Genomic DNA, 25,848 nt, shown 5'->3' on the forward strand with positions numbered 1-25,848 from the left:
CGTCAGACATTTATGATGTAAGGGTACAACACATAAGGAAGGGGATTTTTATGGATACAATTGAAAAGAAATCAGTTGCTACCATTCGCACACTGTCAATAGACGCTATTGAAAAAGCAAATTCTGGTCACCCAGGGATGCCGATGGGAGCCGCTCCAATGGCATACACGCTGTGGACAAAATTTATGAACGTAAGTCCGGCAAACCCTGGCTGGTTTAACCGTGACCGTTTTGTTTTATCTGCTGGACACGGGTCAGCACTATTATATAGCATGCTTCATTTAAGCGGGTTTGATCTTAGTATTGAAGATCTTAAGGGATTCCGCCAGTGGGGCAGCAAAACACCAGGACATCCGGAATTCGGACATACTGCCGGTGTTGATGCTACAACAGGTCCGCTTGGCCAAGGAATTGCCATGGCAGTCGGTATGGCAATTGCTGAACGCCATTTAGCGGAAACATACAACCGCGATTCATTTAACGTAGTCGATCATTATACATACAGTATTTGCGGTGATGGTGATTTAATGGAAGGTATTTCTTCTGAAGCCGCTTCACTCGCAGGCCATCTTCAGCTTGGCCGTCTGATCGTACTATACGATTCTAATGACATCTCTCTTGATGGAGACCTCGACCGTTCATTCTCTGAAAACGTGAAACAGCGTTTTGAAGCAATGAATTGGGAAGTTCTTTATGTTGAGGATGGAAACAATATTGAAGAATTAACAGCGGCTATCGAAAAAGCACGCCAAAATGAAAAGAAACCTACATTAATTGAAGTGAAAACGACAATCGGATTCGGTTCACCTAACCGTGCCGGTACATCCGGTGTTCACGGTGCGCCGCTTGGTAAAGAGGAAAGCAAATTAACAAAAGAAGCTTATGCGTGGACATATGAAGAAGACTTCTACGTTCCGTCAGAAGTTTATGAGCATTTCGCTGCAGCTGTTAAAGAATCAGGTGAGAAAAAAGAACAAGAATGGAATGCTCAATTCGCTAAATATAAAGAAGTTTATCCTGAACTTGCTGAACAGCTTGAACTGGCAATCAAAGGAGAGCTTCCGAAGGACTGGGATCAAGAGGTTCCTGTGTATGAAAAAGGAAGCAGCCTGGCATCCCGTGCATCTTCCGGTGAAGTTCTCAACGGACTTGCGAAAAAAATTCCTTTCTTTGTCGGAGGTTCTGCTGACCTAGCGGGATCGAACAAAACGACTATTAAAAATGCCGGTGATTTTACAGCGGTTGATTACTCAGGCAAAAACTTCTGGTTTGGTGTACGTGAATTTGCGATGGGTGCAGCCTTAAACGGTATGGCGCTTCATGGCGGTCTTCGTGTATTCGGCGGAACTTTCTTTGTCTTCTCTGATTACCTGCGTCCTGCGATTCGCCTTGCAGCGTTAATGGGCCTTCCTGTGACATATGTCTTCACACATGACAGTATTGCGGTAGGTGAAGACGGTCCGACGCACGAGCCTGTTGAACAGCTTGCTTCACTCCGTGCAATGCCTAACCTTTCTTTGATCCGTCCAGCAGACGGCAATGAGACAGCAGCAGCATGGAAGCTTGCAGTGCAAAGCACTGACCACCCAACAGCGCTAGTGCTTACACGTCAAAACCTTCCTACCATCGATCAAACAGCTGAAGAAGCATTGGCAGGAGTAGAAAAAGGTGCATATGTCGTTTCTAAATCTAAAAACGAAACACCTGACGCTCTTCTCATCGCCTCCGGATCAGAGGTAGGTCTTGCAATTGAAGCGCAGGCTGAATTGGCAAAAGAAAATATCGATGTTTCTGTTGTCAGCATGCCTTCAATGGACCGTTTTGAGAAACAATCTGATGAATACAAAAACGAAGTCCTTCCTGCAGATGTGAAAAAACGTCTTGCAATTGAAATGGGCTCATCATTTGGATGGGGCAAATACACGGGGCTTGAAGGTGACGTTCTCGGCATAGACCGATTCGGTGCATCTGCTCCAGGTGAAACCATCATTAACGAATATGGCTTCTCAGTTCCGAACGTAGTGAATCGAGTTAAGGCATTAATCAATAAGTAAGCTTTTGAAAGAGGATGAGTCAAATCATCCTCTTTTTCTTGTTTATCCGACAAAAATAGTATTGGCTGTTTAACAGTAATAGACAATTCTTTCTTTTCTTCTTTTGTATAATAGAGAGCAAATGAAATGCTGCTGGAAAAGGGGATGAAAAGATGGAACGTCACTACTATACGTACCTGATCAAAGAGGAATTTGCCAATCACTATTTCGGCCGGGAATCGGTTATGTTTGAGCTGTTTCAAGACTATCATTGGACAAGCCTTGAAAAGCAGCAGTATGAAATGACAGAGAAACAGATTCAATATATTACACAACCAATCCCGATTTTACATATGCATCAGCGGTTAAAAATGAATTTAAACAAGACGGATTACAGGCAGCTGGATTATATTTATAGAATAGCTTTGCCGAAAGCAAAAGGCCACGCGACGTTTATGATGAAGGAGCACATGATAGAAATTGTGGCTTCGGGAGATTACGAGGCAGAAACGATATTCTTTGAAGTGTTAAGAAAAGTAAGCCCTTGCTTTTTAGCAATGGATTTCAATTCGAAGCGTTACGGATGGCTAAATCCGGTGAAAGAAAGAAATTTTGTCTAAAACCGAAGAAAAAGAGATGTAAATGTTGTATAATAGCTTTTGGTTTAGTACACTTTAAACTAGACAACATGAAGGAGGAAATAAAATGACTTTATGGGTTGGCATCCTAGTGGGCGTTGTTGCATTGCTCATAGGTGTTGCACTCGGGTTTTTTATTGCTCGTAAATATATGATGAGCTACCTGAAAAAGAATCCGCCTATTAATGAACAAATGTTACGCATGATGATGATGCAAATGGGAATGAAACCTTCTCAAAAGAAAATCAATCAAATGATGAAAGCCATGAATAATCAAACGAAATAATACGTAAAGATTATGATATAGAGAAACATGGTTATAAAATAAAAAACCCTTATACGGGTTTTTTATTTTGCAATCATTCATCACCCGCTACTGCTCGAAGGCGCTGCTTTTGATATTGTATGAGAAGATGGTCAAGCTCCTGACTGAGCTCTATCGTAATATGAGATGTCATTCCGTTCGCCATGACAATTTGCAGCAGCTCTGCTCTTTTTTTTTCAATTTCTTTTAATAGATGCTCTCTAATCACAGGGATGTATCCTTTCATACATTAGATCTTCAAAGTGAATGTTTATATTATATCCATATTTATACTAATTTTCAAATGAGAAGGAGTATAATGTCTCAATGTCAAATTAAATTATATAAGTTTTTTCTGAAAATAGAAATCCTTCAAGTGAAAGTGTTAAAAAAATGAAATGATTTTGTCATAACTTGAAGGAATGTCAAATCATGAAGGGATGATGACATGGGAGACGTGAATTATTTTTTGACATTCGGAGCGGGGTTTTTATCCTTTATTTCGCCTTGCTGCCTGCCGCTTTACCCAGCTTTTTTGTCATATATTACAGGGGTCAGCATGGACGATGTAAAAACAGAAAAGCTGCTGCTGCAGAAAAGAAGCCTGTTTCATACTTTGTGTTTTTTGCTTGGCTTTTCAGTCATTTTTATTGCTTTAGGCTATGGAACATCTTTTATTGGCAGCCTGTTTAGGGATTATCACGATGCGATTCGGCAAATTGGCGCGTTGCTTATTATTTTGTTCGGTTTCATTACACTAGGTGTGTTCCGGCCTGAGGCTATGATGAAAGAACGGAGAATCCATTTTAAGCATAAACCAAGCGGGTTTTTAGGGTCGGTCTTAATCGGAATGGCATTTGCAGCTGGATGGACACCATGTACCGGTCCGATATTAGGTGCTGTTATCACACTTGCAGGCACCAATCCGGGCTCAGCGGTGCCATACATGATGTTATATGTACTCGGTTTTGCGGTACCGTTTCTTTTATTGTCTTTTTTTATCACAAAGCTGAAGTGGATAAGGAAGAACCAGCTTTTCATTATGAAAGCTGGCGGCGTTTTGATGATTGTGATTGGTGTGCTGTTATTCTTTAATTGGATGAGCCTGATCATTATTTTGCTGTCAGATCTTTTTGGAGGCTTTACTGGTTTTTGACGGTAAATTACTTTCGTACTACTACTAATCCTTTTGTTTTTGGTACAATAAGACTATTATCTGTGGAAATCGATTGTTGGAGGGGAATATGACAAGAGTTTTAGTTGTAGACGACGCCAAGTTCATGAGAGTAAAAATCAGAGAGATCTTGGAAGAGGCAAATTACATAATCGCAGGCGAAGCGGCGGACGGTGAACAAGCAGCGGACCTGTATAAAAAACTGCGCCCGGACCTTGTAACAATGGATATTACAATGCCGGTGAAAAACGGCATTAAAGCGCTTCGTGATATCTTAACCTTTGATCCTAAAGCGAAGGTCATCATGTGCACTGCCATGCGCCAGCAAAGAATTGTAACGGAAGCAATTGAGCTGGGGGCAAAGGATTTTATTGTTAAGCCGTTTGAGGAAACAAAAGTGCTGGAAGCTGTAAGCCGCGTTATGGGACATTAAAGTCATTTCTTTTCAAAATGGTTTTTTTTATTGTTTTGGAGTATAGTATATAGTATCAACACTCCGAGAAACAAAGGAATGATAAGTATGATGATTATAGTTTCATCGATTATTGCTGTGTTAATGGCTGTAGCTGTGATGGTGGTCAGAATAAAGTCCTCTGACAAGCCCGTTTCACCAAAAAAAATCATTCTTCCGCCGATTTTTATGAGTACGGGAGCGTTAATGTTTTTATTTCCGGTATTTTGGGTAACTGGTGCAGAGTTTTTGGAAGCATTCACTTTAGGTGTGATTTTCTCTATTTTTCTAATCAAAACTTCTAAGTTCGAAATTAAAAATAATGAAATTTACATGAAACGCTCTAAAGCATTTGTTTTTATATTAGTCGGTCTTTTGGTGATCAGAATCGTGATGAAATCGATCTTGAGCACATCAATTGATTATGGTGCACTGAGCGGAATGTTTTGGATTCTGGCTTTCGGTATGATTGTGCCTTGGAGAATCGCCATGTATTTATCATATCGAAAACTTCATAACGAGCTGCAGTCAGCTAATATTCAAATGAATTAAAAAACCTTTCCTCTTGTCAGGAAAGGTTTTTTATTTGAGAAGGGTCTGATAAGGTTCCAAATCGATTTTTTTGTCCCGCAGATGCCTTTTTAAGAAGGTATGGTCTCTTTTAGGAGTTGCGAGAATATAGCCTTTGATCATAAGTTGCTGATCAATCTTTGCTACCTTTTCTTTTAATGCAAGCTCACCGATTTTGCCTGCGATTTTGGCTTTTGCTGCATCTCTGAACAGTTCTGGCACCGGCGCAGTCAATTCATTTAGAAACTGTTTGTTTTCATCGTTCCATAAATGTCTGCTGTTTTCAATATAGTAATCCTGCCAATCAAGCTCTGATCTGCCGTCCTCTTTTGGTAAACGTTTTAAAAACTTTCGAAACATGAAAAAACCGCCGATTGATAATAAGACTACCATCATGATCACCCAAAACAGAATAAACCATAAAAACCATCCTTCCAGCATCAATCATTCCCCCTTATTCTAACCATATTGTATACGAAGAGAGATTAGAAGAACACAGTAAAAAAGAATAGAAAAAAGTGATAGACGTCTAGTCAAAAGAGATAGTAGATCATATTCTATTGTATAGTGAATCTGCTATTTGGCCATGGGAGAGTCACTAGAGGGTATTTGACGATAAATGGACGGAAAAAAAGTCACTTTCATAATAGGGGATGAAAGTGACTTTTTATGTTTAGCTGAGAGGAAATTGAAGAGAAAAAGAAGAGCCATCTTCTGTTTCTTTATTGACGGCGACTGTGAGTATTTGATTTTCGCATTCGGCTTGAATGGTTTTGTCATTAAAATAAAAAGGAAGCATCATTTGTTTTTCAAAAGTCTGTCCTGACGATTTGACAGCTAAGATGAACTCGCATCCAGAAAGGGTAACTGTTACTTGTGTAGGCTGTAAAAAAGTCAGATCCGCTTCTATAATATACTGCTGACTTGTTTCATATAAATCAATAGGCAATGTTTCGTCGTACCAGGCGAAGGGGTCTTCAAAAAATTGCCGAAGCCATTCATCCATACTATCGAAATCATTCGCATCGTTGCGTTTTGAATGGTTCATGGAAGCATTCCTCCACATATCAACCTTGCTTAACATCATATGCGGTGGATTATAAATGGGTGAACGCATAAAAAAACAGACACTAAGGTCTGCTTTTCTTACATATCATGGCTTGAGTTGTGCTTTTGTCTTGTATGGTTTCGGTTCTTTACTTTTTTGCTTCCGCTTAGAGGCTCGGGTTGTCCGGGATTGTGTCCTTTAGGGGCGTTTTTATGCATATCTTTACTTGTATTCTTATTGGTCATAAATTGAGAACCTCCTTAAAAGAGTTCGGTGTTATTGATTGGTTTTTCTTTTTTTGTTATTTTGGCGTTCTGCTTCAGTCAGTATAAGCTGGTCGTTTTCAATATAGCCGGCGCCTTTGCCTTGGCTTTTTGCGTCATTCATTCCGTTAATGACGTGATTCGCTTTTCTTTTGACCATCATTATCACCTCAATCATAATATGGCTCCTTTTACTGTGTTATATGAGAGAGCGTAAACAGTAAAAATTACCGGTACATTTTTCTCATAAGTCGAACTTATTGTATTTAATAAAAACATTGATATTTACTTATGTATGATTTTGTTTTAATATGAAATTGTGAGAAAATTGTGATGGAATGTAATGTTCATCTGAGAATGATCTGATCTGAAGGGGGATTTTGGAGAATGGCAAACGAGCAAAAAACTGCAGCAAAAGACGTTTTCCAAGCGAGAAAAACGTTTACTACAAATGGGAAAACATATCATTACTACTCTTTAAAAGCGTTAGAAGATTCAGGTATAGGAAAGGTTTCGAAGCTTCCTTATTCCATCAAAGTTCTTTTAGAATCAGTATTGCGTCAAGTTGACGGCTTCGTTATCAAAAAAGAACACGTGGAAAATTTGGCAAAATGGGGAACTGCCGAATTAAAGGATATCGACGTTCCGTTCAAACCGTCTCGTGTTATTTTACAAGACTTCACAGGGGTTCCGGCAGTAGTAGATCTGGCTTCACTGCGTAAAGCAATGGCAGCTGTCGGCGGAGATCCTGATAAAATCAACCCTGAAATTCCTGTTGATCTCGTTATCGACCACTCTGTACAGGTAGATAAAGCGGGTACAGAAGATGCATTAGCAGTAAATATGGACTTGGAATTCGAAAGAAATGCAGAGCGCTACAAATTTTTAAGCTGGGCAAAGAAAGCGTTTAACAATTATCAGGCAGTGCCGCCTGCAACAGGTATTGTGCACCAGGTTAACCTTGAGTTCTTGGCAAGTGTTGTCCATGCCATTGAAGAAGACGGCGAGCTTGTAACGTATCCTGATACGCTTGTCGGAACAGACTCACACACAACAATGATTAACGGTATCGGTGTTCTCGGCTGGGGTGTCGGTGGAATTGAAGCTGAAGCGGGAATGCTTGGACAGCCTTCTTACTTCCCAGTTCCAGAGGTAATCGGCGCGAAACTTGTCGGCAAGCTTCCAAACGGAACAACAGCTACTGACTTGGCGTTAAAAGTAACACAAGTGCTGCGCGAAAAAGGCGTTGTCGGTAAATTTGTTGAATTCTTCGGGCCAGGAGTTGCTGAACTGCCGCTCGCAGACCGCGCAACAATTGCGAACATGGCTCCGGAATATGGTGCTACATGCGGATTCTTCCCAGTAGATGAAGAAGCGCTCAACTACATGCGCCTGACAGGTCGTGATCCTGAACATATTGATGTTGTCGAAGCGTACTGCAGAAGCAATGGCTTGTTCTACACTCCTGATGCGGAAGACCCTCAATTTACTGATGTGGTTGAAATTGATCTTTCTCAAATTGAAGCGAACTTATCAGGTCCAAAGCGTCCACAGGATTTAATTCCGCTTTCTGCTATGCAGGAAACGTTTAAAAAGCACTTAGTCAGCCCTGCGGGTAACCAAGGGTTCGGTTTAAACGCTGAGGAAGAAAATAAAGAAATTAAGTTTAAACTCCTTAACGGCGAAGAAACAGTTATGAAAACGGGTGCGATCGCCATTGCTGCTATTACAAGCTGTACGAATACATCTAACCCATATGTTCTGATCGGCGCCGGACTAGTAGCGAAAAAAGCGGTTGAGTTAGGGCTTAAGGTGCCTAATTACGTGAAAACGTCACTTGCACCGGGTTCTAAAGTCGTTACAGGATATCTTGTGAATTCAGGCCTTCTTCCATACATGAAAGAGCTTGGCTTTAACCTCGTTGGGTACGGCTGTACAACATGTATCGGGAACTCAGGTCCGCTTTCACCAGAAATCGAAGAAGCGGTTGCGAAAAATGATCTTCTGATTACGTCTGTCCTTTCCGGAAACCGTAACTTTGAAGGACGTATTCACCCGCTTGTTAAAGGCAACTATCTTGCTTCACCACCGCTTGTTGTGGCATATGCGCTGGCTGGAACGGTAAACATTAACTTGAAAACCGATCCAATCGGTGTGGGTAAAGATGGTCAAAACGTATACTTTAACGATATTTGGCCGTCAACAGACGAAATCAATTCACTTGTTAAGCAAACTGTTACGCCTGAGCTCTTCCGTAAAGAGTATGAAACGGTATTTGATGACAACGAGCGCTGGAACGAGATTGAAACAACAGATGAAGCGTTATATAAATGGGATAATGAGTCAACTTACATCCAAAACCCACCATTCTTTGAAGAGATGTCTGTTGAACCAGGCAAGGTTGAACCATTAAAAGGTTTGCGTGTTGTCGGTAAATTCGGCGATTCAGTCACAACTGACCATATTTCTCCTGCGGGGGCAATCGGAAAAGATACGCCTGCCGGAAAGTACTTGCAAGAAAAAGGTGTTTCTCCTCGTGACTTTAACTCCTACGGTTCCCGCCGCGGAAACCATGAAGTCATGATGAGAGGAACATTTGCAAACATTCGCATCAAAAACCAAATTGCACCGGGTACAGAGGGCGGATTTACGACGTACTGGCCGACTGGTGAAGTAACATCCATCTATGATGCGTGCATGAAATACAAAGAAGATAAAACTGGTCTTGTCGTATTAGCAGGAAAAGACTATGGTATGGGATCTTCACGTGACTGGGCTGCAAAAGGAACAAACCTTCTTGGCATCAGAACGGTCATTGCAGAGAGCTTCGAAAGAATTCACAGAAGCAACCTTGTATTCATGGGTGTGCTGCCGCTTCAGTTTAAACAAGGTGAAAATGCGGATACACTCGGCTTAACGGGTAAAGAAGTCATCGAGGTAGATGTTGATGAAACAGTTCGTCCTCGTGACCTTGTGACGGTAAGAGCAATCAATGAAGACGGCAATGTAACAACTTTTGAAGCAGTCGTCCGCTTTGATAGTGAAGTTGAAATTGATTACTACCGCCATGGCGGCATCCTTCAAATGGTGCTTCGTGAAAAAATGAAGCAGTCCTGATGAATCAATAGGAAGAGAAGGCATTTCGCTTTCTCTTCTTTTTATGACACAATGTGCTGCGGAGGTGGCATATGCTGAAAAAATGGCTCGCAGGGATTCTGCTTATCATGCTTGCCGGTTATACGGGATGGAATTTATATCAAACATACAGCAAAAAAGAAGTCGGAATTCAAGAGGGGAAACAAGCACCTGATTTTTCTTTGAAAACGCTGTCAGGAGAGAAAAGCTCTTTACAGGATGCAAAAGGCAAAAAAGTGCTGCTCAATTTTTGGGCAACTTGGTGTAAGCCGTGCCGTCAGGAAATGCCTGCAATGGAAAAGTTACAAAAAGAGTACGCCGACAAACTTGCGGTTGTTGCGGTAAATTTCACTTCAGCTGAGAAAAGTGAGAAACAGGTCCGAGCGTTTGCTGATACGTATGATTTAACGTTCCCCATTCTGATTGATAAAAAAGGGATCAATGCTGACTATAACGTGATGTCATATCCAACGACATATATCTTAGATGAAAAAGGTGTTATCCAAGACATACACGTTGGCACCATGACAAAAAAAGAAATGGAACAAAAACTGGATCTTGATTAGATTCAGTTTTTTTATGCTCAGATATGCTTACAAGTTTTCAGAATTGGAAAAAATAAAAGAATATGCGGAGGTGAGAAGCGTGAAGAAGATGAGAAAACGTTCTTTTCATGAGCTCGTCATGGAAAATAAAAAAGAGCTGATGACCAATACAGAGTATTTAAATCAGCTTGAGGAAAAGCTTGAACAGCGATTTAAGCAAAAATAACCTTTAATTTGTATTCATGTTTACCCCTCCTTTTGAGAAACCTATCTGTTGAGGAGGGATAAACATGGGAAACAACAAGAAAAACGGTCAGCCTCAATATGCTCCAAGCCACTTGGGTACAAAGCCTGTAAAATATAAAGCCAATAAAGGGGAAAAAATGCATGATACTTCAGGTCAGCGGCCGATCATCATGCAGACAAAAGGCGAGTAGCGAAAAATCGAGTTTATTTCTAGGAGGTACATCCGAATGACAAAGAACCAAAATCAATATCAGCAGCCTAATCCTGATGATCGTTCTGACAATGTGGAAAAATTGCAGGATATGGTTCAAAATACAATTGAAAATATAGAAGAAGCAGAAGCATCCATGGAGTTTGCTTCAGGAGAAGATAAACAGCGTATCAAAGAAAAAAATGCAAGGCGCGAACAGAGCATTGAAGCGTTTCGTAATGAAATACAGGACGAATCTGCAGCGAGACAAAACGGATACCGTTCTTAAAAAACCAGGGAAACCTGGTTTTTTTCTTTCTGATTTGATTATGGTAAAATGGGGCTAAATTGACGTTAAGGGAGCAGAGTAATCTTGCATGTATCAAAAAAAGAAATAGAAGTGCGTTATGCAGAAACAGATCAAATGGGAATTGTCTATCACGCAAATTATCTTGTGTGGATGGAGGTCGGCAGAACGGCCTTGATTAAGGACTTAGGCTTTTTATATAGTGATATGGAAAAAAGAGGCGTTCTATCCCCAGTCGTTGATATCAACATTTCCTATAAAAAGCCGCTTCATTACGGAGAAACCGCGGTTGTACATACATGGATAGAGGAATATAACGGCTTTAAAACCGTCTATGGTTATCACATTTATAATCCGGCCGGTGAGCTTTCCATCAAAGCCACCTCATCTCATATTTGTGTGGATAAAGAAAGCTTTAAGCCAATTCAATTCCGCAAAGCTTTTCCTGATTGGCACACAGCATATGAAAAGGCCAAAAAATAGGGAAGTGAACGGGATATGGCGTTTGGTGTGAAACGGGAGGAACTTAACTGGTGGAAACAAGCAGTGAAAAGAGGAGAAATAGCATTTTTAACACATTACTGGCTGGATGACCGATTTCCAGAAGCAAGGACTGTGACAAAAGCCGGCTGTGCAGACATTGATAAGCTGGTTCAGTGGGGAGCGGCGTACGGGTTAAAAAAAGAATGGCTCCATAAGAAAAGTGAATTTCCTCACTTTGATCTATTGGGTGAGACCCAAAAATATATTTTGGAACAAGAAAACCTAACCGATCATCTTATACGATTTCATTTGTAAAAAAAGAACGCACATGATGTGCGTTCTTTTTTATTGGTATTCAAAAACCGGTTCATCAGCGTCTTCTGAATAGCTGACGAGAAGGTCGTGGTTATCAAAGTACCATAAATCACTTTCTTCAATAAAGAAGGTAATGCCATCAGCTTCTGCAGTGACTCCAGCCTCTTGTGGCGCATCTTTCGCTACACCGAGAGAAAAACCCTTTTGAACATTGCTGCAGCCTCCATAGCGGACGAAAAAGCGAACCTGGTCTCCGCTTTCCAAATCGAGTTCTTCTTTATACCAGTTCAATGCGTCTTCGTTAATTGTCATATTCATAACAGAACACCCCTTTGTTCTTCATTTGAATTTTCTCTATTATAAACGTATTAGGCTATTCTGTGTCAAAAGAGAAGTTTTTTAAGCTTATAGCCATTTTACTTTAGGTTCTGTTTTATTGATAATTCGTTTAATGTTCGCCCGGTGTCTGTATATCACAAAAATAGTGAGCAGGGTAACGACAATCAATAAATACGTATCATGGACAAAGAAACTATATATAACAGTATAGATCCCTGTTAACATCGATGAGAGAGAAACAAATTTAGTCAAGTATAAAAAGATGAAGAATACCGCAACCATCGTGATAAATAACAGGGGTGCGTAAAATAGCAAAACGCCTCCTGATGTCGCCACGGCTTTACCGCCTTTAAATTTGGCGAAGATGGGAAACACGTGGCCTAAAACCGCAAAGACTCCTGCAAGAAGCGGGTGAATATCAACATGCATGAGAAAAGGCAATGCAGTTGCCAGTGTCCCTTTCAAAATATCTCCGGCTATGACGACCGAACCAGCTTTTACACCCAATGTACGGAATGCATTGGTAGCGCCTAAGTTGCCGCTTCCGTGCTCCCGAATATCAATTCCCTTGGCAAGCTTGCCCACAATTAAGCCAGATGGAATGCTGCCTATCAAGTAGGCCAAAATAATCAATAAAGCAATTAACATCTACATTTCTCCTTTTTCAAATTCCCTTCTTTTTATTTTAACATGAGATGTCATGATCTGATGATAAGTTTTTTTGTAAAGTTTGCTTACAAATCCAATCAAACATGCATCATATTTTGATTTCTCCTGTTTTGATCGTGTAAAATAAGTGGAAAAGGAGTGACACACGATGCAAAACCCTTCTAAAGCGGAAATTAAAGAGATTCTTCAAAGAAGCAAACGTATAGCGGTAGTAGGGCTTTCAGACCGTCCGGATAGAACGTCACATATGGTTTCAAAAGCAATGCAGGACGCGGGTTATGAAATTATCCCTGTGAACCCGACAATTGATGAGGCGCTAGGTGTCAAAGCCGTTTCATCTTTAAAAGAGATTGACGGTCCGATTGACATCGTAAATGTATTCCGGCGCTCAGAACAGCTTCCTGGAGTGGCGGAAGAGTTTTTAGAGACAGATGCGCCAGTATTTTGGGCACAGCAAGGGCTAGTTAATGAGGAAGCATACCAGATGCTAAAAGAAAAAGGCAGAACGGTTATCATGGATCTGTGCATAAAAGTGGCACACGCTGTAACAAAATAGGTGCAGAACTGCAAAAATCCTTGTAAATTCAAGGATTTTTGCTTTTTAATTTTAAGATATTGTTTGCGTATTACGGTGAAACAGATACAATAAAGCTTGAACAGCTTTTTTTGAATACCTTGTCCAGCTGGGTTTCGGCCGTTCGATTTGCGAAGGTCTGCTGCTTTATATATAATAAACAAACATACGTTCTCATGGTGTGAAAACAGCACTAGCCGATGTTTTGAGAAGAACTGATTCGTTAGCTCTATGTTGCGATTGCAAACATATTGGTTATAATGAGGAGTCCAAGGCAGTACTGGCTCGAGGCGAGGTTTATAAAAAATATCTTATATACAAATGATGTGTAACACTGAAAAAGAGAAAGACAATGTTAGTTTTTGAAAGGGGTTTGTACGTTTGGCTAGAAAACAGCAATTTGATTACAACGAAGATGCCATACAGGTGCTCGAAGGCCTTGAGGCTGTCAGGAAAAGGCCGGGTATGTATATTGGCTCTACTGACGCGCGGGGTTTGCACCACTTGGTTTATGAAATTGTAGATAACTCTGTCGACGAGGTGCTTGCCGGCCATGGAGATCACATAATCGTCAAAATACATAAAGACAATAGTATTTCTGTACAGGATAGAGGTCGCGGCATGCCGACCGGAATGCATAAGCTCGGCAAACCAACCCCTGAAGTGATTTTAACGGTGCTTCATGCCGGAGGAAAATTCGGCCAAGGCGGCTATAAGACAAGCGGCGGGCTCCACGGAGTTGGTGCATCAGTCGTGAATGCTTTATCTGAATGGCTGACGGTTACCATTGAGCGGGACGGTTTTGTCTATCAGCAGCGATTTGAAAATGGAGGAAAACCGGTTACATCTCTCGAAAAGATCGGCAAAACAAAAAAGACGGGAACTCTTACACACTTTAAGCCAGATCCAACGATGTTCAGCACAACCACTTATAATTTTGAAACGCTCTCTGAGCGCTTAAGAGAGTCTGCGTTTTTGTTAAAAGGACTGAAAATTGAGCTGATTGATGAACGCAATGACCAGCATGAGGTCTTTTATTATGAAAACGGTATAGAAGCGTTTGTTGCTTACTTAAATGAAGAAAAAGACGTCTTGTCTGAAGTGGTCTCGTTTGAGGGTGAGCATCATTCTATAGAAGTGGACTTTGCGTTCCAGTTTAACGATGGTTATTCTGAAAATATTTTGTCGTTTGTCAACAATGTCAGAACAAAAGACGGCGGGACGCATGAGTCAGGTGCAAAAACTGCGATGACGCGTGCTTTTAATGAATATGCGCGAAAAGTGGCTTTGCTGAAAGAAAAGGATAAGAACCTTGAAGGCACCGATATAAGGGAAGGGCTTTCAGCCATTATTTCTGTCCGCATTCCTGAGGAGCTTCTTCAATTTGAGGGACAAACAAAAGGAAAGCTCGGTACCAGTGAAGCAAGATCAGCGGTTGATGCGATTGTTTCAGAGCAGCTTGCTTACTTTTTAGAGGAAAATCGGGACACCGCAACGCTTCTTGTCAAAAAAGCAATCAAGGCGAGCCAGGCGCGCGAAGCGGCACGCAAAGCCCGTGAAGAAGCAAGAAGTGGCAAAAAACGGAAAAAATCAGAAGCGACTTTAAGCGGAAAACTGACGCCTGCGGGTTCAAGAAACCCGGCAAAAAATGAATTGTATCTCGTTGAGGGAGATTCAGCAGGCGGGTCAGCCAAGCAGGGAAGAGACCGCAGATTCCAAGCGGTTCTGCCTTTACGCGGTAAAGTCATTAATACAGAAAAAGCTAAGCTTGCTGATATCTTTAAAAATGAAGAGATCAATACGATCATTCATGCGATCGGCGGGGGAGTCGGAGCAGATTTCTCAATCGATGACATCAACTACGACAAAATCATCATTATGACCGATGCCGATACTGACGGCGCCCATATTCAAGTGCTGCTTCTTACCTTTTTCTATCGCTATATGAAACCGCTCATTGAGCATGGCAAGGTGTTCATTGCATTGCCACCTTTATATAAGGTCAGTAAAGGAAGCGGGAAGAAGGAAATCATTGAATATGCATGGTCTGATGAAGAGATGGGTGATGTCCTGAAAAAAGTCGGCAAAGGCTATACCATTCAACGATATAAGGGTCTTGGAGAGATGAACGCAGACCAGCTGTGGGAAACGACGATGAATCCGGAGTCCCGCACACTTGTTAGGGTCAAAATTGACGATGCGGCACGTGTAGAGAGACGTGTGACGACGTTAATGGGAGACAAAGTAGAGCCGCGCAGAAAGTGGATTGAGAAAAACGTCGCTTTCGGCTTAGATGAAGAAAGCAATATTTTAGAAAATGAAAACTTATCGGTCGCTGAGGAGGTTTAATGATTGTCACAGCCAGAATTATTTCATGATTTACCATTAGAAGAGGTGATCGGCGACCGTTTTGGACGCTACAGTAAATATATTATTCAAGACAGGGCGCTGCCCGATGCTAGAGACGGATTAAAGCCGGTACAGCGCAGAATTCTGTATGCGATGCATACAGATGGAAACACGTTTGATAAAAACTTCAGAAAAGCGGCCAAAACGGTCGGTAACGTCATCGGTAACTATCATCCGCACGGTGACAGCTCGGTTTATGAAGCAATGGTGCGAATGAGCCAGGATTGGAAAGTTCGTAATGTGTTAATCGAAATGCATGGAAACAATGGAAGCATCGACGGAGATCCCCCGGCAGCCATGCGTTATACAGAGGCACGATTATCTCCGATTGCATCTGAGCTTCTTCGGGATATTGACAAAAACACGGTTGAATTTGTGCCGAACTTTGATGATACAAGCAAGGAGCCTGTCGTACTCCCGGCGATGTTTCCTAACCTATTGGTCAACGGATCTACCGGGATTTCAGCAGGATACGCGACCGACATTCCCCCTCATCATCTGGGAGAAGTCATTGATGCTGTCATTAAGCGTATTCAAATGCCATCTTGCTCTGTTGATGAACTCATGGAAGTCATTAAAGGGCCTGATTTTCCGACAGGCGGTATTATTCAGGGCGTTGACGGGATAAGAAAAGCTTACGAAACCGGAAAAGGAAAAATCATTATCCGCGGAAAGGCTGAAATTGAAACAATTAGAGGCGGACGAGAACAAATTGTCATTACTGAAATTCCATTTGAAGTAAATAAAGCAAACCTTGTAAAAAAAATGGACGAGTTCCGTATTGATAAAAAGGTTGAAGGCATCTCAGAGGTTCGTGATGAAACGGATCGAACAGGGCTGAGAGTGGTCATTGAACTGAAAAAAGAAGCTGATGCCAAAGGCATTTTGAATTTCTTATACAAAAACACTGATTTGCAGATCACATATAACTTCAATATGGTGGCTATCCATAACCGCCGTCCGATGCTGATGAGCCTGCCGTCTATTTTGGATGCATATATCGGACACCAAAAGGAAGTTGTCACAAACCGGTCCGTTTACGAGCTTCAAAAAGCAAAAGACAGACATCATATCGTAGAAGGGCTCATGAAAGCTTTGTCTATTTTGGATGAAGTGATTGCAACAATCCGTTCTTCTAGCGATAAACGTGACGCTAAAAACAATTTGATCGCGAAATATGAATTTACGGAGCCTCAGGCTGAAGCCATCGTGTCATTGCAGCTATATCGTTTAACCAATACAGATATTACAGCGCTTAAGGAAGAGGCAGAAGAGCTCGGTAAAAAAATTGATGAGCTCGAATCTATTCTGAGCAATGATAAAAAACTGCTAAAAGTGATTACAAACAGCTTAAAAGCACTGAAAAAGAAATATGCAGATACGAGACGCTCCGTGATTGAAGAAAAAATTGAAGAAATTAAAATCAATCTCGAAGTCATGGTTGCATCTGAGGATGTATATGTAACCGTTACGAAGGATGGTTACCTAAAACGGACGAGCCAGCGCTCATTTGCCGCTTCCAACGGTCAGGACTTCGGAATGAAAGATACGGACAGGATGCTGCATCAGTTTGAAATGAATACGACGGACGTGCTGCTGCTCTTTACAAACAAAGGAAGCTACATCTATTGTCCTGTTCACCAGCTGCCTGATATCAGATGGAAGGACATGGGCCAGCATTTTTCAAATCTGATCACTATTGACCGTGATGAAACGATTGTAAAGGCCATACCGATAAAAGAATTTGATCCGTCGGCATATCTTCTATTCTTTACGAAAAACGGCATGGTGAAAAAGACAGAGCTCACCCATTATAAAGCACAGCGTTATTCTAAGGCGCTTGTGGCCTTAAATCTGAAGGGTGAAGATGAACTGATTGATGTACATGTAACAAATGGGGAAAGCCAGATCTTTATGGGCACTCACTTAGGGTACGGCCTATGGTTTGGAGAAGACGAAGTGAATGTAGTTGGCGCGCGTGCGGCAGGTGTCAAAGGGATTAACTTAAAAGAGGATGACTTTGTTGTCTCCGGTGAGATTCTTCAGCAATCTGATTCAATTGTCTTGTTCACACAGCGGGGAGCGGTAAAACGCATGAGTCTTTCTGAGTTCGAGAAGACATCCCGCGCAAAACGCGGTGTCGTAATGCTAAGGGAACTGAAAAAGAATCCTCACCGTGTTGTAGCACTGTTCGCTTGCGATCTTGAACAGCGACTAATGGCAGAAACAGAAAAAGGCGACAGAAGAGAACTGCAGGCAAAAGAGTTGCGGACAAACGACAGATACAGCAATGGCTCTTTCTTTTTTGATGAAGAGGAATCAGGTAAGGTTACAGCTGTTTGGCGCCTTCATACAGAACAATAATAAAAAACCCGCTCATACTATATGAGCGGGTTTCGTTTGTTTTTTATCAGCTTTCATGGTTGGTGAATAGATCTGTTACAGCATGAATGACTTCAATCCCCTGCCATACAAATAAATTCAGCGCTGTGAAAGAAAATAAGCCTAAAATCACCATTCTTAAGATAAACAACATGTTAAACAGCCTCCTCATATTTTCGTTACATAATCGGGTGATGTTGAACATGAAGTTTGCCGAAATAAGACGATTGATAAAATTTGGCCAGTATAAAGCTTTTTTTCCGCTGACGTCTGCGGGAGTATCCCGTACTTTTGCTTTCAGCGGTCAGCAGCAGAACAGCCATTGCCCATAAAGCGGTCAGCGTAAATGCCCCTGTGATGGATTTCTTCTCATCATCAGCATTTTGGCCGGCTTTCATTTCATGCATTTCCTGCTGGTCGGCTACGGCTTTATAATGATGGCCGATATCAAAGGCGTGGGGAATTGAGAACAAATGAAAACTGGCAATCGCCAAGAATAAGATGGATGCTTTCAATATCGTTACTTTTTTCAAATGATCTCCCCCTCCTTTAATATTACTGAATATTTTTATAATAATACCCCAATCCATCCTAAAAGTAAACCTGATTTATTAAATTTAAAAATAAATTTAACCTTGTTAAGTATATATCTTTTTGCTTATTTTTGAAAGAGAAAACTTCTTTTATTAGCGTATGTATACCCGGTTTATGGTGTGAATAAAAACATATTTTAAATGATATGTTTGTTGTTTAGGGTTTATTACTTTATTTATGTGCTAAATCAAAGAGAAAGGCAAGAGAATGGGAAGAAATGATTACATTGTTAATAGGGTACTCTTTTTTAAAAGCCAGCTTGCAAGGAATGTTTTTATTCGTAGGAAAATAATAGAGAAGGGGTCGACAGAGTAACATCTGGCTATGACAATATTCTTCTCGAAAAAACTTCCTAATTCGTCATATTGTGATATAATAAAACTCGTTATGTTAAAAAATCTAACATCAAAATCGAATTCGTGTTGAATTGATGAAAACGGGAGGTAAATATGGAGTCTTTTTTCAATAGTTTAATTAATATTCCAAGTGATTTCATCTGGAATTACCTATTTTATATTTTAATAGGGCTTGGATTATTTTTTACCATACGTTTTGGTTTTATCCAATTCCGTTATTTTATTGAAATGTTCAGAATAGTAGGGGAGAAGCCGGAAGGAAATAAAGGTGTTTCATCTATGCAGGCATTCTTTATTTCGGCCGCATCCCGAGTCGGCACAGGGAATTTGACTGGTGTAGCCTTAGCAATTGCGACAGGCGGACCAGGCGCTGTATTTTGGATGTGGGTAGTTGCTGCAGTAGGCATGGCTTCAAGCTTTGTCGAAAGTACATTAGCGCAGCTTTATAAAGTGAGAGACGGGGAAGACTTCCGCGGAGGGCCGGCCTACTATATTCAAAAGGGTCTTGGTGCCAGATGGCTTGGCATTGTTTTTGCAATCTTAATTACCGTCTCATTCGGCTTGATTTTTAACGCTGTTCAAACAAATACAATTGCTGGAGCATTGGATGGCGCATTCCATGTGAATAAAATAGTTGTAGCCATAGTTCTGGCGGTTTTAACTGCGTTTATCATTTTCGGCGGTTTAAAACGTGTTGTCGCTGTTTCACAGCTAATTGTGCCGGTTATGGCAGGCATTTATATCCTTATCGCTTTATTTGTTGTCATCACGAATATTACAGCTTTCCCTGGCGTTATCGCTACAATTGTTAAAAATGCTTTAGGTTTTGAACAAGTCGTCGGCGGCGGAATAGGCGGCATCATCGTTATCGGTGCGCAGCGCGGTCTTTTTTCAAACGAAGCAGGAATGGGGAGCGCACCAAACGCGGCTGCGACGGCTCATGTATCCCATCCGGCAAAGCAAGGCTTTATTCAAACATTAGGTGTATTTTTCGATACATTTATCATATGTACGTCCACAGCATTTATTATTTTGCTGTACAGTGTAACTCCAAAAGGCGACGGCATCCAAGTAACACAGGCTGCTCTTAACCATCACATTGGAGGCTGGGCGCCGACTTTCATCGCAGTCGCAATGTTCTTGTTTGCATTCAGTTCAGTTGTCGGCAACTATTATTATGGCGAGACAAACATTGAATTTATTAAAACAAGCAAAACATGGCTGAACATTTACCGTATCGCTGTAATTGCTATGGTTGTGTATGGATCTTTATCAGGCTTCCAAATCGTTTGGGATATGGCGGACCTCTTTATGGGTATCATGGCGCTGATCAACTTAATTGTGATTACGCTGCTGTCAAACGTTGCTTACAAAGTGTATAAAGATTACGCGAAACAGCGTAAGCAAGGACTTGATCCTGTGTTTAAAGCGAAAAACATCCCAGGGCTGAAAAACGCTGAAACATGGGAAGATGAGAAACAAGAAGCATAATATAAATATAAAACAAAGCTGCATTCAATAGTTGAATGCAGCTTTTTCATTATTGGAAATAAATTTAATTTTTCGACTCGAATGAAAAATGACGTGTAAAGTCCCAATTCAGTCCAGTTTTCTTTGTTCTATATGTGTCATGTGTGTCTTATTCAATGGAGATAGAGCAAATTGACAGGCTTTTAAACCTCCCAAAAACAAGAAATTAGGTTGATAGACAATCATGAGAAAGATTTTTACAATGAGTTCGTGCTCATAAGAATTGAAGAGCCAAAATGATGCGAAGGAGGAAAAGATCAGATATGAAACGGTCAATCTCTATTTTTATTACGTGTTTATTGATTACGTTATTGACAATGAGCGGCATGATGGCTTCGCCGGCATCAGCAGCAGGGACAAAAACGCCAGTAGCCAAGAATGGCCAGCTTAGCATAAAAGGTACACAGCTCGTTAACCGAGACGGTAAAGCGGTACAGCTGAAGGGGATCAGTTCACACGGATTGCAATGGTATGGAGAATATGTCAATAAAGACAGCTTAAAATGGCTGAGGGACGATTGGGGTATCACCGTTTTCCGTGCAGCGATGTATACGGCAGATGGCGGTTATATTGACAACCCGTCCGTGAAAAATAAAGTGAAAGAAGCGGTTGAAGCGGCAAAAGACCTTGGGATATATGTCATCATTGACTGGCATATCTTAAATGACGGTAATCCAAACCAAAATAAAGAGAAGGCAAAAGAATTCTTCAAGGAAATGTCAAGCCTTTACGGAAACACGCCAAACGTCATTTATGAAATTGCAAACGAACCAAACGGTGATGTGAACTGGAAGCGTGATATTAAACCGTATGCGGAAGAAGTGATTTCCGTTATCCGCAAAAATGATCCAGACAACATCATCATTGTCGGAACCGGTACATGGAGCCAGGATGTGAATGATGCTGCCGATGACCAGCTAAAAGATGCAAACGTTATGTACGCACTTCATTTTTATGCCGGTACTCACGGCCAGTTTTTACGGGATAAAGCAAACTATGCACTCAGCAAAGGAGCACCTATTTTTGTGACAGAATGGGGGACAAGTGATGCTTCCGGAAATGGCGGTGTATTCCTTGATCAATCGCGGGAATGGCTGAAATATCTCGATAGCAAGACCATCAGCTGGGTGAACTGGAATCTTTCTGATAAGCAGGAATCATCCTCAGCTTTAAAGCCGGGGGCATCTAAAACAGGCGGCTGGCGGTTGTCAGATTTATCTGCTTCAGGAACATTCGTTAGAGAAAACATTCTCGGCACCAAAGATTCTACGAAGGACATTCCTGAAACGCCAGCAAAAGATAAACCCACACAGGAAAATGGTATTTCTGTACAATACAGAGCAGGGGATGGGAGTATGAACAGCAACCAAATCCGTCCGCAGCTTCAAATAAAAAATAACGGCAATACCACGGTTGATTTAAAAGATGTCACTGCCCGTTACTGGTATAAAGCGAAAAACAAAGGCCAAAACGTTGACTGTGACTACGCGCAGATTGGATGCGGCAATGTGACACACAAGTTTGTGACGTTGCATAAACCAAAGCAAGGTGCAGATACCTATCTGGAACTTGGATTTAAAAACGGAACGTTGGCACCGGGAGCAAGCACAGGGAATATTCAGCTTCGTCTTCACAATGATGACTGGAGCAATTATGCACAAAGCGGCGATTATTCCTTTTTCAAATCAAATACGTTTAAAACAACGAAAAAAATCACATTATATGATCAAGGAAAACTGATTTGGGGAACAGAACCAAATTAGTTAAGCTTTTTTTGGCGGACATCAGTAACGATGTCCGTTTTTATCATCTAATAGGAGGTTTGCGTTGTGGATGAAATACTGAAACAGTATATGGTGCTGTACAAAAAAATGAGTAATATGATAAATGGTCCGGACTATCCAGGTAAGGAAAAAGACATCCAGCATCAAAAAGATCAGATCGAAGTTTACGAAAAACAGCTGCAGCAAGGATTTTCTACAGATTATGACTATGATGTGTTTGCTGATTCTGTTATCAAATGCGCATATGGCGATATGACGCTGGAAGATTTAGAAGCCGTTTATTATGGATTGACAACACCATTTTTTTGATTTGTCATTCAGCAGTAAAAATTTCAATTTCTGTCTCACTAACTTAAGTATACTTTTATATTGAGACAGAAATTTATTTATTTCATTTACTTCCTAGAATATATATTATGTAAACTAAAAAGCGGATTCTTTTGATAGTTATTAACTCTTGGCCTTCCACCTATTCTTCCTCTAGCTCTAGCTGATTTAAGCCCAGACAATGTTCGTTCACGAATGGCCCGTTCAAACTCGATTGCTTTACCAGCTGCCGTACTTGTATCTAAAATATCTTGTATACTAATAAATTCGCCACAAATAGACAAGAGCTTGTATCACTTAGATACAAGCTCTTTTTGTACTAAAGCCCTCCTTAATTGAATTAACCGCGTGTTCTTATGTGACGTTGGATTCAACGGCTAACTCTTTGATATGCGTTTATCACAGCCTCTCGGTTATGTCACTTGTTGCTGGTCTTCTTGATCAAGTCCACGCCATCGTATGCAAGACTTTCCACACTTGCAGCCTTCTGCAGTAAGTAATGATCAAAAAAGCTTTTCGTATAGTCTGTAACAAGATTTCGCATTTCCATAGCATCCCGTTCGCCTCTGAGTTCCTCCTTAACATTGGTAAACACGATGTCACAGTAATCTAAATGCGCAGCACGATCAACAGAGAAATAATAGGTTTCCATGCTATTGTTAGCGCCAATTATCGCATTCATATTATAGTTAGGTTCACAAAACAGTAGCAAGAAGGGTTTCTTAAGGTTGCTGCCGAGAAGACCGAACGCACCGCTATCCAAGCCAATCCCGCAGGCGAACCGTTCGTCGTCCCGGCAAACTATCGCCGTCGTAGGCCCTCCATAAGAATGTCCGACTATGCCCATGCCGATGTCAAGCAACAATCTGCCCTTAAAGATGGAATTCAGCTCTCCAGAGTCCAGTTTGTAAAGATAATCGGCTACATGCCTTACATCTTCTTCCTGTAATTCGCTATACTCTGTTAACTTGGCAAGTATCGGCAGTGTAAGCACGTTTTGACACATCTCAATGGCCGTTTCATCGTCAGGACGCAGCTCCATCCTACCAGCCAACTCCACCATCTCCGGATCTTCAGAAAACGCCATAATGGCATCCGAAAAATCCTTTGATACATTAAACAGGTGCCCATCTTTACGCTTATACATCGTGCTATTCTGATGGCCGATGCTTACCACTACATATCCCATGCTTGCCAAGTCTGTACAGATCACAGTACCCTATTCTGGAGAACCTCCTCCGCCGCAAACATAGAATAATACCGGATAGCGCTTTTCCTTCCCGGAGAGAGCAAGGTCGTCGTAACACTGGGTCTTGATATCGATAGAGTAAGCATCCTTCAACGCTGTGAGAAGCGGCTGCTCATTCAACATCTCGTAGACTTCAGGAAACATGTACGTTGATATAGTCTTACCTTCGCTACTGTCGGACGGATAGTACACAAACGCCGTCAGTTCTCTTTTTGAGTGATCTGATGCCGTATACTCAAAGTCCATCTGGGTTCGACCGACAGTATAGCAGCCAATTGGTTCTGGAAATGCGTCATAAGTTTTCATTTTCTTGTTCCCCCTTAATTAATAAAAGTGGCGAATGTGAAGTATATACATTGTGCTATGAGCGCTAAAAATTTATAATCTTCAAGCAGAAAATGACGAAAAAAAGCGATTTTCTGATCGGAAAATCGCTTTTTTCAGACTTCGACTTTTTTATTTCCGTGCAGGTTTATTTGATGCACCCTTGGCGGTTATGACTACGGCGTTTAGATCCGTATCCGCTCCAATGCGGTACCGCTTGCCTTGGTGTCCTTAACGATTTACAACAAATGTTGTCACGCTTTGAGCTGGAAGATGGGCCCAAAAATGATTGCCTGATACAGTGAGATTCGTTCCAGGTTGTAGATTGCTGCTGCTGTTCGTGATCCATCTAGATACGTTTGAAGCAGATCCATTCTGCAAAACAAAGTTTTGGTTGACTCCTGTGTTGCTTTTATTGATGGCAACAATAACGACCTTGTTGTCACCTTTATAGGCTGATACGTAAACGTTCGCATTAGGGTTTTTCGTTGCATCAATCCTTACATAGCCGGGACGCACAAACTTTGAGAAATGAGCCATATTGTAGCCGCGTTTGCTGATCGTACCATCTTCTTTCATAGGTCCATATGATCTTCGGATGTACCACCATACATAAGCTTGAAAGTCCCCCTCTACCATCGCATTGTGAATATGTTGTGAAACATCCAATGCCTCGGGCCATCGATCCGCCGAGTTGTTATCACTGTTCGGATAGTATACTTCCGTCATCCAAAGATCCTTCCCCGCTCCTTTTTGTTTGAAAAGAGGATAAGGGAATTGGCTGACCTGAGTGCCGTACAGGTGGGTTCCGAGAATATCCATATTGGCAAGAGCCTGCGGATCGTTCAAAATCGGGTCCGACAAGTTCTTCAAGTATTGAAATGACTCAGGCGCAATGACGCGGGCATTGATCGAGCCGGCGTTTTCTCTCATAAAGCGAAGTATTTCTTGCGGCGTCCACCACGTCCACTCGTGAGCGTAATCAGGCTCGTTTTGTACCGAAATCGCGTAAAGATTCACACCATTATTCTTCATGAAGGTAACAAAATCGTTAAGATGCTGTGCGTATGCTGCGTACTTGTTGTATTTCAGCCGTTTAGCCGATGTGTCACCATTACGATTAAAGGTCTCAACCATATCACTTGGAGGATTCCAAGGAGAAGCAAAAACGATTGCTCCATGTTTGACCGCACTCTTTGCAGTCTCCACCTCTTTATACCAATTATTTCGATTTTCATCTACATGAATTCTTAAGATTGAAAATCCTAACTGGTTCTGTCCATTGCCAAAAGCAGTTTCTCTTTGAGCTGCTGTAAGATCCCCAGCCCAAGCCGGATGATTCATCCCTCCAAAACCGCGAATCACTTGTTTCTCTGCAGATACATTAACTGTTACATCACTTGCTGCCAAAACTTCAGTAGCGCCTGGCCCTAACATGACTGACAGCATAGTGAAACATACTAATAGTACACAAATTGTTTTTTTTATGCGTGGAATCATTTATTTCTCTCCTTCGTAATGTGTCTTTTACGGTATTAAAAAATCTGCATGGCATATCCATAATGGCGGGCTGTTCCGGACTTCACCCGCCTCGTTTTTAAGCGGTCCC

29 protein-coding genes and 1 pseudogene are annotated in these 25,848 nt (G+C 41.4%); 19 read left to right on the plus strand and 11 right to left on the minus strand.

Annotation, left to right across the window (positions count from 1 at the left end; genetic code table 11):
* Nucleotides 1–50: 50 nt before the first annotated feature.
* From tkt to AC0OMU_RS06280, 3 genes are all read left to right on the plus strand, one after another.
* Nucleotides 51–2,054 carry a transketolase gene (gene tkt, locus AC0OMU_RS06270; protein ID WP_014476936.1) on the plus strand — a complete coding sequence of 668 codons (2,004 nt, stop codon included), beginning with the start codon at nucleotides 51–53 and terminating at the stop codon, nucleotides 2,052–2,054.
* 152 nt (nucleotides 2,055–2,206) lie between these two features.
* The gene (gene sirA / locus AC0OMU_RS06275) at nucleotides 2,207–2,653 is read left to right on the plus strand and encodes a sporulation inhibitor of replication protein SirA (RefSeq protein WP_003231591.1); all 447 of its coding nucleotides are present in this window, start codon (nucleotides 2,207–2,209) and stop codon (nucleotides 2,651–2,653) included.
* Between the two features lie 85 nt (nucleotides 2,654–2,738).
* On the plus strand, nucleotides 2,739–2,957 hold the full coding sequence (locus tag AC0OMU_RS06280; RefSeq protein ID WP_003221221.1) for a YneF family protein: 219 nt from the start codon (nucleotides 2,739–2,741) through the stop codon (nucleotides 2,955–2,957).
* A gap of 73 nt (nucleotides 2,958–3,030) precedes the next feature.
* Here the strand turns inward: AC0OMU_RS06280 and ynzD are convergent, their stop codons facing one another.
* Nucleotides 3,031–3,204 (minus strand): aspartyl-phosphate phosphatase YnzD, encoded by a 174-nt coding sequence (ynzD, locus tag AC0OMU_RS06285; protein WP_010886518.1) that lies wholly within the window; start codon nucleotides 3,202–3,204, stop codon nucleotides 3,031–3,033.
* A 219-nt stretch (nucleotides 3,205–3,423) separates the two neighbouring features.
* Here ynzD and ccdA point away from each other — a divergent pair, with 219 nt between their 5' ends.
* The 3 genes from ccdA to AC0OMU_RS06300 all read left to right on the plus strand — a co-directional run bounded on the left by ccdA (nucleotide 3,424) and on the right by AC0OMU_RS06300 (nucleotide 5,152).
* Nucleotides 3,424–4,131, plus strand: coding sequence for a cytochrome c-type biogenesis protein CcdA (ccdA, locus tag AC0OMU_RS06290; RefSeq protein ID WP_015383767.1), 708 nt, complete (start codon nucleotides 3,424–3,426; stop codon nucleotides 4,129–4,131).
* Nucleotides 4,132–4,219: 88 nt separating this feature from the next.
* Entirely contained in the window at nucleotides 4,220–4,582 is a 363-nt protein-coding gene (locus tag AC0OMU_RS06295; RefSeq protein ID WP_003245707.1) for a response regulator, read from the plus strand.
* Between the two features lie 78 nt (nucleotides 4,583–4,660).
* Nucleotides 4,661–5,152 (plus strand): CcdC family protein, encoded by a 492-nt coding sequence (locus tag AC0OMU_RS06300; protein ID WP_072174017.1) that lies wholly within the window; start codon nucleotides 4,661–4,663, stop codon nucleotides 5,150–5,152.
* Nucleotides 5,153–5,182: 30 nt separating this feature from the next.
* On the opposite strand, the gene yneK is transcribed toward AC0OMU_RS06300, so the two are convergent.
* The 4 genes from yneK to sspO all read right to left on the minus strand — a co-directional run bounded on the left by yneK (nucleotide 5,183) and on the right by sspO (nucleotide 6,641).
* Nucleotides 5,183–5,611 (minus strand): DynA interaction protein YneK, encoded by a 429-nt coding sequence (gene yneK, locus AC0OMU_RS06305; RefSeq protein WP_474240984.1) that lies wholly within the window; start codon nucleotides 5,609–5,611, stop codon nucleotides 5,183–5,185.
* A 232-nt stretch (nucleotides 5,612–5,843) separates the two neighbouring features.
* Entirely contained in the window at nucleotides 5,844–6,236 is a 393-nt protein-coding gene (cotM, locus tag AC0OMU_RS06310; protein WP_080030670.1) for an outer spore coat protein CotM, read from the minus strand.
* Between the two features lie 80 nt (nucleotides 6,237–6,316).
* On the minus strand, nucleotides 6,317–6,463 hold the full coding sequence (locus AC0OMU_RS06315) for a small acid-soluble spore protein P (RefSeq protein ID WP_003221237.1): 147 nt from the start codon (nucleotides 6,461–6,463) through the stop codon (nucleotides 6,317–6,319).
* Between the two features lie 31 nt (nucleotides 6,464–6,494).
* Nucleotides 6,495–6,641 (minus strand): acid-soluble spore protein SspO, encoded by a 147-nt coding sequence (gene sspO / locus AC0OMU_RS06320; RefSeq protein WP_474241188.1) that lies wholly within the window; start codon nucleotides 6,639–6,641, stop codon nucleotides 6,495–6,497.
* 227 nt (nucleotides 6,642–6,868) lie between these two features.
* Here sspO and acnA point away from each other — a divergent pair, with 227 nt between their 5' ends.
* The 7 genes from acnA (at nucleotide 6,869) to AC0OMU_RS06355 (ending at nucleotide 11,702) form a co-directional block, all read left to right on the plus strand.
* The gene (acnA, locus tag AC0OMU_RS06325) at nucleotides 6,869–9,598 is read left to right on the plus strand and encodes an aconitate hydratase AcnA (RefSeq protein ID WP_015383771.1); all 2,730 of its coding nucleotides are present in this window, start codon (nucleotides 6,869–6,871) and stop codon (nucleotides 9,596–9,598) included.
* A gap of 71 nt (nucleotides 9,599–9,669) precedes the next feature.
* Entirely contained in the window at nucleotides 9,670–10,182 is a 513-nt protein-coding gene (locus AC0OMU_RS06330; protein ID WP_003231571.1) for a redoxin domain-containing protein, read from the plus strand.
* Nucleotides 10,183–10,261: 79 nt separating this feature from the next.
* Entirely contained in the window at nucleotides 10,262–10,387 is a 126-nt protein-coding gene (locus AC0OMU_RS06335) for an FbpB family small basic protein (protein ID WP_003244964.1), read from the plus strand.
* Nucleotides 10,388–10,451: 64 nt separating this feature from the next.
* A complete protein-coding gene (gene sspN, locus AC0OMU_RS06340; protein ID WP_003231569.1) occupies nucleotides 10,452–10,598 on the plus strand; it encodes an acid-soluble spore protein SspN in 147 nt (48 codons plus the stop codon).
* 36 nt (nucleotides 10,599–10,634) lie between these two features.
* A complete protein-coding gene (gene tlp, locus AC0OMU_RS06345) occupies nucleotides 10,635–10,886 on the plus strand; it encodes a small acid-soluble spore protein Tlp (protein WP_003231568.1) in 252 nt (83 codons plus the stop codon).
* Nucleotides 10,887–10,970: 84 nt separating this feature from the next.
* Complete coding sequence (locus AC0OMU_RS06350; RefSeq protein WP_017696516.1) at nucleotides 10,971–11,387, plus strand: YbgC/FadM family acyl-CoA thioesterase; 417 nt, start codon at nucleotides 10,971–10,973, stop codon at nucleotides 11,385–11,387.
* Between the two features lie 15 nt (nucleotides 11,388–11,402).
* Nucleotides 11,403–11,702: a hypothetical protein gene (locus tag AC0OMU_RS06355; protein ID WP_474240985.1), complete on the plus strand. Its 300-nt coding sequence runs from the start codon at nucleotides 11,403–11,405 to the stop codon at nucleotides 11,700–11,702.
* A gap of 30 nt (nucleotides 11,703–11,732) precedes the next feature.
* Here the strand turns inward: AC0OMU_RS06355 and AC0OMU_RS06360 are convergent, their stop codons facing one another.
* Together AC0OMU_RS06360 and plsY are read right to left on the minus strand one after the other, a co-directional pair.
* Complete coding sequence (locus tag AC0OMU_RS06360) at nucleotides 11,733–12,020, minus strand: HesB/YadR/YfhF family protein (protein ID WP_003231562.1); 288 nt, start codon at nucleotides 12,018–12,020, stop codon at nucleotides 11,733–11,735.
* 87 nt (nucleotides 12,021–12,107) lie between these two features.
* On the minus strand, nucleotides 12,108–12,689 hold the full coding sequence (plsY, locus tag AC0OMU_RS06365) for a glycerol-3-phosphate 1-O-acyltransferase PlsY (protein WP_003231560.1): 582 nt from the start codon (nucleotides 12,687–12,689) through the stop codon (nucleotides 12,108–12,110).
* Between the two features lie 169 nt (nucleotides 12,690–12,858).
* On the opposite strand from plsY, the gene AC0OMU_RS06370 reads away from it, so the two are divergent.
* From AC0OMU_RS06370 to parC, 3 genes are all read left to right on the plus strand, one after another.
* Nucleotides 12,859–13,266, plus strand: a complete 408-nt coding sequence (locus AC0OMU_RS06370; RefSeq protein ID WP_003245606.1) for a CoA-binding protein — start codon at nucleotides 12,859–12,861, stop codon at nucleotides 13,264–13,266.
* A gap of 399 nt (nucleotides 13,267–13,665) precedes the next feature.
* Nucleotides 13,666–15,633, plus strand: a complete 1,968-nt coding sequence (gene parE / locus AC0OMU_RS06375; RefSeq protein ID WP_014479944.1) for a DNA topoisomerase IV subunit B — start codon at nucleotides 13,666–13,668, stop codon at nucleotides 15,631–15,633.
* Nucleotides 15,634–15,636: 3 nt separating this feature from the next.
* A complete protein-coding gene (gene parC / locus AC0OMU_RS06380) occupies nucleotides 15,637–18,057 on the plus strand; it encodes a DNA topoisomerase IV subunit A (protein ID WP_327830145.1) in 2,421 nt (806 codons plus the stop codon).
* Nucleotides 18,058–18,103: 46 nt separating this feature from the next.
* Here the strand turns inward: parC and AC0OMU_RS06385 are convergent, their stop codons facing one another.
* Both AC0OMU_RS06385 and AC0OMU_RS06390 read right to left on the minus strand, forming a co-directional pair.
* Nucleotides 18,104–18,229, minus strand: coding sequence for a hypothetical protein (locus AC0OMU_RS06385; RefSeq protein ID WP_003231548.1), 126 nt, complete (start codon nucleotides 18,227–18,229; stop codon nucleotides 18,104–18,106).
* A 25-nt stretch (nucleotides 18,230–18,254) separates the two neighbouring features.
* A complete protein-coding gene (locus AC0OMU_RS06390; protein ID WP_003245190.1) occupies nucleotides 18,255–18,608 on the minus strand; it encodes a hypothetical protein in 354 nt (117 codons plus the stop codon).
* Between the two features lie 510 nt (nucleotides 18,609–19,118).
* Here AC0OMU_RS06390 and AC0OMU_RS06395 point away from each other — a divergent pair.
* The 3 genes from AC0OMU_RS06395 (at nucleotide 19,119) to AC0OMU_RS06405 (ending at nucleotide 22,648) form a co-directional block, all read left to right on the plus strand.
* Nucleotides 19,119–20,516: an alanine/glycine:cation symporter family protein gene (locus AC0OMU_RS06395; protein ID WP_015383775.1), complete on the plus strand. Its 1,398-nt coding sequence runs from the start codon at nucleotides 19,119–19,121 to the stop codon at nucleotides 20,514–20,516.
* 302 nt (nucleotides 20,517–20,818) lie between these two features.
* Nucleotides 20,819–22,318 carry an endo-1,4-beta-glucanase EglS gene (gene eglS / locus AC0OMU_RS06400; protein WP_474240986.1) on the plus strand — a complete coding sequence of 500 codons (1,500 nt, stop codon included), beginning with the start codon at nucleotides 20,819–20,821 and terminating at the stop codon, nucleotides 22,316–22,318.
* A gap of 66 nt (nucleotides 22,319–22,384) precedes the next feature.
* A complete protein-coding gene (locus AC0OMU_RS06405; protein ID WP_003231535.1) occupies nucleotides 22,385–22,648 on the plus strand; it encodes a YnfE family protein in 264 nt (87 codons plus the stop codon).
* 436 nt (nucleotides 22,649–23,084) lie between these two features.
* Here the strand turns inward: AC0OMU_RS06405 and AC0OMU_RS06410 are convergent.
* Nucleotides 23,085–24,221 (minus strand): annotated as a pseudogene (locus AC0OMU_RS06410) (alpha/beta hydrolase).
* 249 nt (nucleotides 24,222–24,470) lie between these two features.
* Nucleotides 24,471–25,739, minus strand: a complete 1,269-nt coding sequence (xynC, locus tag AC0OMU_RS06415) for a glucuronoarabinoxylan endo-1,4-beta-xylanase XynC (RefSeq protein WP_474240987.1) — start codon at nucleotides 25,737–25,739, stop codon at nucleotides 24,471–24,473.
* Between the last annotated feature and the right edge of the window lie 109 nt (nucleotides 25,740–25,848).

This window comes from Bacillus sp. FAU18 (assembly GCF_056033885.1).

Coding starts and splice junctions, on each gene's coding strand:
- AC0OMU_RS06385 (WP_003231548.1), bottom strand. CDS start 18,229: ATGTTGTTTATCTTAAGAATGGTGATTTTAGGCTTATTTTCTTTCACA.
- plsY (WP_003231560.1), bottom strand. CDS start 12,689: ATGTTAATTGCTTTATTGATTATTTTGGCCTACTTGATAGGCAGCATT.
- tkt (WP_014476936.1), top strand. CDS start 51: ATGGATACAATTGAAAAGAAATCAGTTGCTACCATTCGCACACTGTCA.
- AC0OMU_RS06300 (WP_072174017.1), top strand. CDS start 4,661: ATGATAAGTATGATGATTATAGTTTCATCGATTATTGCTGTGTTAATG.
- cotM (WP_080030670.1), bottom strand. CDS start 6,236: ATGTGGAGGAATGCTTCCATGAACCATTCAAAACGCAACGATGCGAAT.
- yneK (WP_474240984.1), bottom strand. CDS start 5,611: ATGCTGGAAGGATGGTTTTTATGGTTTATTCTGTTTTGGGTGATCATG.
- ccdA (WP_015383767.1), top strand. CDS start 3,424: ATGGGAGACGTGAATTATTTTTTGACATTCGGAGCGGGGTTTTTATCC.
- eglS (WP_474240986.1), top strand. CDS start 20,819: ATGAAACGGTCAATCTCTATTTTTATTACGTGTTTATTGATTACGTTA.
- acnA (WP_015383771.1), top strand. CDS start 6,869: ATGGCAAACGAGCAAAAAACTGCAGCAAAAGACGTTTTCCAAGCGAGA.
- AC0OMU_RS06360 (WP_003231562.1), bottom strand. CDS start 12,020: ATGAATATGACAATTAACGAAGACGCATTGAACTGGTATAAAGAAGAA.
- xynC (WP_474240987.1), bottom strand. CDS start 25,739: ATGATTCCACGCATAAAAAAAACAATTTGTGTACTATTAGTATGTTTC.
- sspN (WP_003231569.1), top strand. CDS start 10,452: ATGGGAAACAACAAGAAAAACGGTCAGCCTCAATATGCTCCAAGCCAC.
- AC0OMU_RS06355 (WP_474240985.1), top strand. CDS start 11,403: ATGGCGTTTGGTGTGAAACGGGAGGAACTTAACTGGTGGAAACAAGCA.
- AC0OMU_RS06395 (WP_015383775.1), top strand. CDS start 19,119: ATGGAGTCTTTTTTCAATAGTTTAATTAATATTCCAAGTGATTTCATC.
- AC0OMU_RS06295 (WP_003245707.1), top strand. CDS start 4,220: ATGACAAGAGTTTTAGTTGTAGACGACGCCAAGTTCATGAGAGTAAAA.
- tlp (WP_003231568.1), top strand. CDS start 10,635: ATGACAAAGAACCAAAATCAATATCAGCAGCCTAATCCTGATGATCGT.
- AC0OMU_RS06315 (WP_003221237.1), bottom strand. CDS start 6,463: ATGACCAATAAGAATACAAGTAAAGATATGCATAAAAACGCCCCTAAA.
- AC0OMU_RS06280 (WP_003221221.1), top strand. CDS start 2,739: ATGACTTTATGGGTTGGCATCCTAGTGGGCGTTGTTGCATTGCTCATA.
- AC0OMU_RS06370 (WP_003245606.1), top strand. CDS start 12,859: ATGCAAAACCCTTCTAAAGCGGAAATTAAAGAGATTCTTCAAAGAAGC.
- AC0OMU_RS06330 (WP_003231571.1), top strand. CDS start 9,670: ATGCTGAAAAAATGGCTCGCAGGGATTCTGCTTATCATGCTTGCCGGT.
- sspO (WP_474241188.1), bottom strand. CDS start 6,641: ATGGTCAAAAGAAAAGCGAATCACGTCATTAACGGAATGAATGACGCA.
- sirA (WP_003231591.1), top strand. CDS start 2,207: ATGGAACGTCACTACTATACGTACCTGATCAAAGAGGAATTTGCCAAT.